The organism is Streptomyces sp. SAI-135 (genome assembly GCF_029893805.1).
In the GTDB taxonomy this organism is placed as follows: domain Bacteria; phylum Actinomycetota; class Actinomycetes; order Streptomycetales; family Streptomycetaceae; genus Streptomyces.
On the sequence record NZ_JARXYP010000002.1, the window covers coordinates 144,636 to 153,809 of the forward strand.

At 68.6% G+C, this 9,174-nt stretch carries 3 protein-coding genes; all 3 read right to left on the bottom strand.

What is annotated here, in order from left to right:
- Positions 1-5: 5 nt before the first annotated feature.
- Positions 6-503: a MarR family transcriptional regulator gene (locus M2163_RS05425; RefSeq protein WP_280893261.1), complete on the bottom strand. Its 498-nt coding sequence runs from the start codon at positions 501-503 to the stop codon at positions 6-8.
- A 260-nt stretch (positions 504-763) separates the two neighbouring features.
- On the bottom strand, positions 764-970 hold the full coding sequence (locus tag M2163_RS05430) for a ferredoxin (protein WP_348542154.1): 207 nt from the start codon (positions 968-970) through the stop codon (positions 764-766).
- A gap of 85 nt (positions 971-1,055) precedes the next feature.
- Positions 1,056-9,173, bottom strand: coding sequence for a non-ribosomal peptide synthetase (locus M2163_RS05435; protein ID WP_280893263.1), 8,118 nt, complete (start codon positions 9,171-9,173; stop codon positions 1,056-1,058).
- Position 9,174: the final 1 nt, after the last annotated feature.

Genomic DNA, 9,174 nt, shown 5'->3' on the forward strand with positions numbered 1-9,174 from the left:
TCACGTTATTCGGACGGCGTGGGAAGCTTCCCGGAGGCGCGAAGCTCATCGCGGTACACAAGCCACTCCTCCAGCAGCCTGGGCAGCCGCTCCGCAAGGAACTCTGCCAGTGCAGCCATCTCTTCGAGTGGAGCACGACGCTCCGAAGGGGCATCCGCCAGCAGCGCCAAGCCTTCCCGAAACAGCGCAGCATGTTCCTTGTGGATGGCGGAGTCGAAGTGCTGCGGGTGCTGGCTGGCTGGATCCAGACTCACCCGGTCCGCTCGTTCCCCAGCAGCGCGCACCCGCCGCGCCATTTTGTAGCTTTCGAGCAGCTTGACCACACCGGTGATGGCGCTCCGGCTCGCCCGCAGCGCTTCACTCAGCTCATCGATCGTCTGCTGAGGCGGTTCACAAACGAACAGGTACCCCAGCAGTCGTCCAGCCATCGGCGGCAGGCCGTACTGGCGGGCATAGAAGCGACCGACGTCATCAGCGAATGCCAGATGCGGTTCTTGCGACATGTCCTCTACACTATCAGGTGTAGCATAGATGACGAAAATTTCTGTCATATGTGCTAAATCCGAGAGCTGATGATCCGGCGGGGCGGAACGGACGCTGACAAGGCACATGCGTGGTTAGCGACACGGCACGGACGCTCAGTGTCGCAAGGCAGAACTACACGGCGGCAGTCGATCCCGCGACCGGGTGCGCCGACGGCGCCGGCGCACCCGACGCCGCCCATACCCACAACCGGTCCGGCCCCGACCGCACGCTGCCCTGCTCAGTAAGGGGACTCGATCAGCGCGATGGCCTGCACCGGACACCCACGGGCCGCATCCGGCACCTGTGGGTCACCGGCTCCGTTTTCTTGTCCGGGGAGCACCGCGCTGAGCCCGTCCTCATCCTGGGTGAAGACGCCCGGGGCGAGCAGAGCACACAAACCCGCACCCACGCATTGGTCCCTGTCAACCTGGATCCGCATGTCCATCTCCGTTCCGACTTCGCCACCCTGCCGGTCCTGGCTAGTCGCGTCAGGCACGGCAAGAAGAACGCGCTGCAAGGAATCGCTACGGTCATCCGTTGATCGCCCGACGAATCACCGAGCAGATCTCGGCCGCATGCTCCGGCTCCGACATCAAGCGGTGCCTGCAATCGATCTTGTGTTCCGTGAACTGTCCGCCCACGTACGGCAACCATTGCCCGGCGAATCCGCGGTCGTCGACCGTCGCGGTGAAGAACAGCACGTCCCCGTCGAACACCGGGGTGACGAACTCATCGAGGAGTTTCGTGTGCCCGACGGTGATCTGGGCCACCTTCCCGACGACCGCTTCGTAGTCGGCCTCGCCCGCCGACGCGCCAAGGTAGTCGCGAACGAACGCCTGGGTGTTCGCATCGGCGATGACATCGGCCTCCGCAAAGTCGTTCTCCGGCCCGAATCCGCCCGCGGTGGCGCTGTCCAGCATGACGAGTAGACCTACCTCCTTGCCTCGCCGCCGCAGCTCGACCGCGATCGCGTGAGCGAGGGTGCCACCGCCGGACCAGCCGAAGAGCATGTACGGCCCTTCGGGCTGGAGTTCGGTGATGTAGCACAGGTAGTACGTCACCATGTCCTCGACCGATGTCGCGGGCGGCTGCGCGGAGTCGTACTCGCGTGCCTGGATCCCGTACATCACCTGGCCCGGCAGGTGCTCGGCGAAGCTCATGTACGCCCAGCACAGGCCGCTGCCAGGGTGGATCATCCACAGAGGCAGCCCGGTTCCCTCCGTCCGTATCGGCAACACCGTTGCGAAGGGATCCTCCGGAGCCTCGTCGGCGAACGTATGCAACTGCTCCGCGAGGTCGCCCACGACCGGGTGCTGGAACACGGCCCGGACCGGCACGGTGATGCCGAGGACGTCGGCGATTCGCTCGGCCAGCCGGACGACCAGCATCGAGTGGCCCCCGAGTAGGAAGAAGTCATCGTCCACGCCGACCCGTTCGACACCCAACACCTCCCCGTACAGCTCGGCCAGGGCCTGCTCGTCGGCGGTGCTCGGGGGGCGGTAGGTGTCGGCGGCGAAGTCCGGGACCGGCAGTGCTGCGCGGTCCAGTTTCTGATGGGACGTCAGCGGCAACCGGTCCAGGAGGACGACGGCCGATGGCACCATGTAGGACGGCAGCCGGCTTGCCAGGTACTGCCGTAGGTCGTCGGGGGTGGCACCCGGCGCGACCACGTACGCCAGCAGATGCATGCCCAGGTCGCGGAGCTCGCGTGCGATGACCACGGCCTGCGCGACAGCCGGGTGCTCCGCCAGCACACCCTCCACTTCACCCGGTTCGATCCGGTAGCCGCGGATCTTCACCTGATGGTCCGCTCGGCCCCGGAACTCCAGGATGCCCCGCGAGCTCCACAGGCCAAGGTCACCGGTCCGGTACATCCGCTCGCCCGGTTTCCCGAACGGGCAGGCCACAAAGCGTTCGGCGGACAGGCTCGACCGGTTCAGATAGCCCCGCGCCAGGCCATCGCCGGCCATGTACAACTCACCGACCACACCCGGCGGCACGGGGCGCAGTCCGGCGTCGAGGACGTAGATCCGCATGTTGTCCATCGGCAGTCCGATGGGCACGTCCCCGAGCAACGGTCCGGGCCCGATCTCGTGCACCGTTGAGTTGCAGGTGATCTCGGTCGGCCCGAAGGCATTGACGAACGTGGTGTCGGGACATGCCGCGACAGCCTTCTCGACCGCGGCCGGCGACAACCGTTCACCACCGATCCACACCTCGCGCAGGCCTGCCAGACAGCTCGGGTCCTGCTCGACCAGGTGGTTGAAGACCGGGGTGATCAGCAGCGCTGTGGTAACGCCGTGCCGGCCGGCGAAGGAACCGAAGACCTTCGCGTCGAGGTCGTCGGGCGGCGCCAGGACGACGCAGTCGCCGCGAAGCAGTGTCGGCCACAACTCGTAGGTCATGGGATCGAAGGTGTGCCGCGTGCGTAGCAGCACCCGGTGGTTGCCCTCCCGTCGGCACCAACGGTCGACCGCGAACTGCACCACCCCGCGGTGGGTGATCGCGACGCCCTTGGGGCGCCCCGTCGATCCCGACGTATAGATCACGTAGGCCAGCCGGTCCCCGGAGTCGACGCGTTCCACGGCGGGCACATCCGTGTGTGCGTCGAGTTCGCCGAAGACCACGCAGGGACAGTCCACGGTGTCGCCAGCGAACGCCTCGTCACCGACGATGAGTTGGGGCCGTGCGTCCGCCAGAACGAACGCCAGCCGGTCAGGGGGATACTCGGGGTCGACCGGAAGATAGGCTCCGCCGGCCTTGAGGACGGCGAGCAGAGTGACGACCATCTCGGGAGAGCGGGGCAGGGCGACTCCGACCAGGGATTCGGCGGTGACACCGCGCCGCACCAGAGCTGCGGCCACCTTGTCCGACGCCGCATCGAGCTCCCGGTACGTCAGCGATCCTACGTCCCCCGTCACCGCGACCGCGTCAGGCGTGGCCGCGACCTGTCGTGCGAACAGCGCTGTGAGCGTATCGCCCAGCAGGTCCACAGCCGTGTCGTTGAGTTCGTGGACGAACCGGTCATACTCGCCGGGCTGGAAGACGTCCACCTCGCTGAGCGCCACGGCCGGGTCGGCCAGGACCTGGTCGAGCACACTCAGCAACCGGCGGACGAGCCTGTCAACGGTGTCCCGGTCGAACAGGTCGGTGTCGTACTCGGCCAGGCCGACCGCCCCGGAACCGCGCGCATCGGCCCTCATGGACACGGCCAGATCGAATTTGGCAGTCGTCGCGGGGGCGAACGGCTCGACTTCGATCACCAAACCGGGCAGGCGGAGTTCGGCCGTCGGGCTGTTCTGCCAGGCGAAGATGACCTGGAACAGTGGGTGGTGGGCCGCAGAGCGGCCGGGGTTGATCAGCTCGACCAGCCGGTCGAAGGGCACTTCCTGATTGTCGTACGCGGCCAAGGCCTTGGCGCGGACCTGGTCGAGCACCTCGGCGAACGAAGGGTCTCCGGCCACGCCGAGACGCAGCACCCAGGTGTTGACGAAGAACCCGATGAGGTCGGTCATGGCCTCGTCTGTCCGCCCCGCGATCGGCGAGCCGATCGTGATGTCGTCACCGCTGCCCATCCGGTGCAGCAGGGTCGCCAGGGCTGCCTGGAGCACCATGGAGACCGTCACGTTGCGGCTGCGGGCCAGCTCCTCGACGGCCGCCATCTGGTCTGGCCCGAGAGCGAACTCGATCCGGTCCTCACGCCGCTCGCCCGTGGCCGACCGCGGGCGGTCCAACGGCAGCGGCAGTGGTTCCGGTGTTCCCGTGAGTTCGTGCCGCCAGTACGCGGCCTCGGCTGCCATGACGCTGTCCGGGTCGGAGGCGTCGCCCAGCATCGCCCGCTGCCAGGTCGCGTAATCGGCGTACTGGACAGGGAGCGGCTTCCAGGCGGGGGGCCTACCGTCCCGGCGGGCGGTGTAGGCCGTGGTCAGGTCCCGGACCAAGGGTGCCGCCGAACTGCCGTCGCTCGCGATGTGGTGAATGACGAGCTCGAGGACGTGGTCGTCTGCGGCGCAGCGGAATACCTTGGCCCTGATCGGGATCTCTGCGGAGAGGTCGAAGCGGTGTGCTGCCTCGGTGTTCAGGGCGTCGTCGAGGTCGTCGCGGTCGACCGGTTGCACCGCCACGTCCAGCGACAGCGCGTCCGGGGGCACGATCTGCTGGAAGGGAGCGCCGTCCTCCTCGAGGATCAGTGTGCGCAGGCTCTCGTGCCGATGGACCACGTCCAGCACGGCCGCCTGCAGGGCGGGCACGTCGAGGAGACCACGCAGGCGCAGCGTCGTGGCCGTGTTGTAGGTGGTGGACGAGCCTTCGAACCGGTGCAGGAACCAGAGCCGCTGCTGCGCGAAGGAAAGCGGCTCGCGCGCAGACCGGGTCTGCGGAACCAGCGGCGGCCGTGCGTTCTTCGCCGCCGCAAGGCACGCGGCGAGAGCGGCGACGGTGCCCGCCTCGAACACGCTGCGGACCGGTGTCTCCACGCCCAGCTCGGCGCGGATCCGGCCGACGAGCCGGGTGGCCAGCAGCGAGTGACCGCCCAGCAGGAAGAAGTCGTCGTTCACGCCGACGTGTTCGACGCCCAGCACTTCGGCGAACAGGCCTGCCAGGATCTCCTCGTACAGGGTGCGCGGCGCCTGGCCGTCGGACGTCCGTGTGTAGTCCGGTGCGGGCAGGGCACGCCGGTCGACCTTGCCGTTCGCGGTGAGCGGGATGCTCCCGACCGTCACCACCGCGGCGGGCACCATGTACTCGGGCAGCCGCTCGCGGGCGTACTTGCGCAGATCGGAGAGGAGCGCGATGGCTTCGCGCACCTGACCGGGGTTGTTGGCGAGCATGCGGCCGGAACCGCCGCCTGGAAGGTAGCCGCCGGTGAACACCGTGGACGGCGCCACCGGCTGCGAGAGGACGACGGCGTCGAAGCGATCGGCCTCGCGGGACCAGGTCACCAGCGCAGCCCACCCGCGGCCGGAGGCCCAGTTCCGCAGCTCCTGCGGATCGACGGCTTGAGGGCTGCTGGATGCGGGGGCGTCCGGCGCTGTCTCACCGGCCAGGCGCGCGTTCGGGATGCCCGTGATCCGCACGGCCGTTCCTGCCGGGACGCGCCCGGGCCGGGTAAGGTCCGCCAGGTCGGTGATCTCTGCACCCCAGGCGAGCGTCGGCACATCGGCAAGCGGGAGGACGTCTGCCGGATCCTTGTGCAGGACCACCTCGTAGCGGTGCCGGGTCAGTTCGTTGTGGGCAGCGCCCGCCTTCAGCCGGATGTCCACCGCGGCTCCCGCCCGCTCGCCCCACTGAGCGAACCAGTCCGGGGCAAGCACCAGTTCCTTCTCCAGGAAGACGGCGTGCTCCGCCGCGGTATGGACCACTTCGGCTGCGGCAGCCGGGCGGCGCCGCCGCTGCACGGCGTGGTGCAACAGCCCGACGGAGCCGGCGTACCTGATGTCGCCGACGACTAGGCGGCCGCCCGGCACCAAGAGCTCGTAGGCCCGCTTGAGCACCCGGTCCAGGTAGTCGGCGTCCGGGAAGTACTGGACCACCGAGTTCAGCACAACGGTGTCGAACCGCCCGGCCGGAAGACCGGAGAAGTCGTCGGCGGCCTGGCAGCGCAGGTGTACGCGGTCCGCCCACCCCGCCGCGGCCACCTGGCCGCGCAGCCGGTCGACAGTGACGGCCGAGAAGTCCGTGCCCCAGTACTCCTCGACGTGCGGGGCAACGTGGGCCAGTAAGAGGCCGGAGCCGACGCCCAATTCGAGCACGCGGCGCGGGGACCAGCACCGGATGCGCTCGACGGCGGCATCCCGCCACTCCCGCATCTCAGCCCGGGGGATGGGCTTGCCGGTATAGCTGGAGTTCCAACCGGTGAAGTCCTCTCCGAGGCCTGCCTCAGGGGCGGCATACATTCGCTCGTAGACGTCGTGCCATTCGTCTACGTGCTCACCGGCCGAGTGGGGCTCGGGCAGGTCCGGCACCACGTAGGCCACCAGCCGCTGGTCGCTGGCCTGGTCCTCGCGAGCCACCACGACCGCGCGGGCCACCGCCGGGTGCTCGCTCAGGACTGCTTCGACCTCGGCGGGCTCGATCCGGAAGCCGCGGACCTTCACCTGGGCGTCGCTCCGGCCACGGAACACGAGGTCGCCCGAGGTAGTCCAGGCAGCCCGGTCACCGGTCCGGTACATCCGCACGCCGGGTGCGCCGAACGGGCAGGCCACGAAACGTTCGGCGGTCAGGCCTGCCCGGCCCAGGTATCCGCGTGCCAGACCGGCGCCAGCGACGTATAGCTCGCCCACGACGCCGGGCGGTACGGGGCGCAGTCCGTCGTCAAGGACGTAGACCCGCATGTTGTCCATCGGACGGCCGATCGGCACCTCTGCCAGTGTTCGCGCGGGCGGCACTTCGTAGGCCGTGGCGAACACGGTCGTCTCGGTGGGGCCGTATCCGTCGGTCACCGTCAGGCCTGGACAGGCCGCACCGACCCGTGCCACGGCGTCCGGGGACACCACGTCGCCGCCGACCCACAGCTCGCGCAGCCCGGCCAGGCATCGCGGGTCCTGGTCGACGACGGCGGAGAAGAGCCCGGCCGTGAGCCACATCGAGGTGAGATGGCGCTCCGAGACCAGTCCGGCGAGCGCCGCGGCGTCCAGGTTCCCTGGAGGGCTCACGACCACCCTGCCGCCGCTGAGAAGAGGGACCCACAGCTCGAACGTGGCGGCGTCGAAGGTGTGGGGCGAGTGGAGCAGTACACGTTCGTGGGCGCCGCCGCGCCACCGCCTGTCGAGGGCCAGTCCGGCGACGCTGTGGTGGGTCACGGCGATGCCCTTGGGTGTGCCGCTCGATCCCGAGGTGTACATGACGTAGGCGAGCCGTTCGGTGGAGCGGACCTCGGGGAGCGGGTCGTCCAGGGGCTCAGTCAGCTGGCCGAGGCCTACCTCCGCCAGTTCATCTGGTGGGATGAGTGTCCCGTCACCGAGTACAAGGGCCGGGGCCGCGTCACCCAGCATGAGGGCCAGGCGCTCCGCGGGGTAGGAGGGGTCGATCGGAAGGTAGGCGGCGCCGGCCTTGAGGACGCCTAGCAGTGCGACGACAAGCTCCTGCGACCGGGGCAGGGCGACCGCCACGATCGTTTCGGGCCCCACCCCCCGGCGGACGAGATTGCGTGCGACGTCGTCGGAGAGAAGGTCGAGCTCCCGATAGTTGAGGGTGGTGTCGCCAGACTCCACGGCCACGGCGTCCGGGGTGGCCGCCGCCTGACGGGTGAACAGCGCGTGGATCGGCAGATCGGGGAGCGGGGCGTCGGTGTCGTTGAACGCATGGAGCAGGCGGGCTTGTTCATCGTCCTCCAGGAGGTCGATCCCGCCGATCCCGGCTCCGGGTTGTGCGACGACGTGGCGCAGAACCTTCCGTAGTCGCGCAGCGAGCCGTTCCACCGTGCCGCGGTCGAAGAGGTCGGTGGCGTACTCGATCACTCCGGTGGCGCCGCGGCCCACCAGGTCCGGGGCGAGGTCGAAGAACAGGTCGAATTTCGCGGTCCGGGTCGTGACGGGTTCGGGGATGACGCGGAGCCCCGTCATGTCCAGTTCGATCTGGGCGTTGTTCTGCCAGACGAACATAACCTGGAAGAAGGGGTGGTAGGACAGTGATCGATCCGGATTCAGCAGTTCGACCAAGCGCTCGAACGGGGCGTCTTGATTGTCGTAGGCGGCCAGGGCCTTGTCCCTCACTTGCTGAAGCACCTGGTCGAAGGACGAGTCACCCGTCAGGCGCGTGCGCAGCACCCAGGTGTTGACGAAGAAGCCGACGAGGTCGGTCAGTGCTTCGTCGGTTCGGCCCGCGATCGGCGACCCGAGGGCGATGTCGTCGCCGGCGCCCATCTGGTGCAGCAGGACGGTCAGGGCGGCCTGCAGCACCATGGAGATGGTGCTGCCGCGTTGGGCTGCCAGGGTCTCGATCCCGGAGAACAGTTCGGGATCGATGTTGAACCGCACCTCGTCACCCCGGTAACTGGCCAACGCGGGCCGCGGGCGGTCGAGCGGCAGCGGAACCGGCTGGGGCAGGTCGGCCAATTCCTCACGCCAGTACGTCACCTGCCGGGCGAGCAGGCTGTTCTCGGAGGAGTGGTCGCCGAGCAGCTCTCGTTGCCACAGCGTGTAGTCCACGTACTGAACGGGCAAGGGCGACCACTCCGGCGCCCGTCCCCGCAAGCGGGCTTCGTAGGCGACGGCGAGGTCGCGGGTGAACGGTGCCGAGGAACCGCCGTCCGCGGCGATGTGGTGGACCAGCAGGACGAGGACGTGTTCGTCCGCCGCACACCTGAGGACGCGCGCCCGCACCGGAATCTCGGTGTAGAGGTCGAAGGGATACGCGATCGCATCCGCGACCGCGGCCGCCACCTCGTCCGCCCGTACCGGCAGCACCGGCACGTCCATCGTCACGGCATCGGGCGCCAGCACCTGCTGGAAAGGAGCGTCCTCGTCGTCGACGATGAGCGTCCGCAAGCTGTCATGGCGTAGTACGACATCGCGCAGCGCTGCGCCCAGGGCATCGGCATCCAGTGTTCCGTGCAGCCTGAGCACGGCTGGAATGTTGTAGGTCGCCGAAGGGCCAGTGAACTTGTAGAGGAACCACAGCCGGCTCTGGGCGAAGGACAGGGGAACCATG